Origin of the sequence: Marinomonas phycocola (genome assembly GCF_047525455.1) — a bacterium.
Taxonomy (GTDB): Bacteria; Pseudomonadota; Gammaproteobacteria; order Pseudomonadales; family Marinomonadaceae; genus Marinomonas.
On sequence record NZ_JBLIXL010000053.1, the window covers coordinates 1 to 1,171 of the forward strand.

Annotated in this window: 3 protein-coding genes and 1 pseudogene; 1 reads left to right on the plus strand and 3 read right to left on the minus strand. The window is 39.5% G+C overall.

The window, feature by feature from the left end; genetic code table 11:
* Nucleotides 1-159 (minus strand): IS66 family insertion sequence element accessory protein TnpB (gene tnpB / locus ACMUMJ_RS16845; protein WP_414680010.1); only part of this gene is annotated, 159 nt, incomplete at its 3' end.
* A 40-nt stretch (nucleotides 160-199) separates the two neighbouring features.
* On the opposite strand from tnpB, the gene ACMUMJ_RS16850 reads away from it, so the two are divergent.
* On the plus strand, nucleotides 200-622 hold the full coding sequence (locus ACMUMJ_RS16850) for a PhzF family phenazine biosynthesis protein (protein ID WP_414680008.1): 423 nt from the start codon (nucleotides 200-202) through the stop codon (nucleotides 620-622).
* Here ACMUMJ_RS16850 and ACMUMJ_RS16855 read toward each other — a convergent pair.
* Nucleotides 609-926 carry a hypothetical protein gene (locus ACMUMJ_RS16855; RefSeq protein ID WP_414680009.1) on the minus strand — a complete coding sequence of 106 codons (318 nt, stop codon included), beginning with the start codon at nucleotides 924-926 and terminating at the stop codon, nucleotides 609-611. The two genes, ACMUMJ_RS16850 and ACMUMJ_RS16855, sit on opposite strands and share 14 nt — an antisense overlap.
* Nucleotides 927-1,018: 92 nt before the next feature.
* Nucleotides 1,019-1,171: pseudogene (locus tag ACMUMJ_RS16860) on the minus strand (IS982 family transposase); the annotation flags it as partial.

Consider the following 1,171-nt stretch of genomic DNA (forward strand, 5'->3'; position numbering starts at 1 on the left):
TTTATTGCGAGTACGGCCACAAAAGACAAAGAGATGTTCAGAACAAGGCTCCAACGCCAGATCATAAGCCACTACCTCACATAAGCCATTAATGGCTTTACGCATATCGGTTGGACCACAAATTAAGGTAATAGAAACTTGGGGGGAGGATGTAAACATAGAGTGATGATTCCGTAGACTAAAGAAATTATCACTCTATGTGAATCGAAATTTGATTGTTATGTGTGGTTTGCTGGACGCTTACGGAGAAGTAGACTTTTGCGGTCACGCGACACTAGTGACTTTTTCCACCCTATTCCAGCAAGGCTTTCTTAGCGCTGGATCATATGTACAACGCACAAAAGCAGGCATGCGACCAGTTACCATAGAACCCAGTGGCAGCGTAGTGATACAACACCAATTACCTCAAAAAATAAACCATTTTTCATATCATGAAATATCCAGCCTAATTGGTATTTCCAGCCACATTTTGGAAAGCACAAAGCTCCCTATAGAAGTCATTTCAATGGGTCTACCAGATGCTGGCATTCCTGCTCCTAACGGCTATTTAAACACTCTAACACCAAGCGATGAGCAAATCGCCGCTTTCAGGTTAGAAAACACCCAATCTATACAAATTTAGGGAAAAGCAAAAGGTCATTTCCCTTTTTGTATTTCACTAAAAAGAACGCCAGTAATAAAACAACGACAATGCAAGTCGGTTCAAACGCTTGCCCTAAAATTTCTCTGTACTTTTGAGACCAAAACAACGCAAAAAAACCGTGGCACATTAACAGGAAATACAGCCAAAAAATCATTAATTTTGCCCATATTCGTCCACTAAACGCATAAGCAGTCAGATTGCCTAGCAACACCGCAACCGTCAAAATGAGAGTCGGTATAATATAGTGACGACCAATAGCAAAAGCATGAACAACACCAACCAATAATAAACAGCTAAGAAAAGCAGTTAGCCATTACAATCACTCACTTTTATAGATGAACTGACTTTCATTACTTTACCCTACCCGTGGTGCATTTAGGAAATTACAATTTTCAAATTGTTTAATTTGTTCCCTTCTAAATGATTAAACCACTGAATAATAGTCAGTGCGGCTATTTTTGTGACTATTCTTCGACTTATTCCGCCAAACGATTTAGCGTAGTTACGGCGAATCATAAACTGATCACA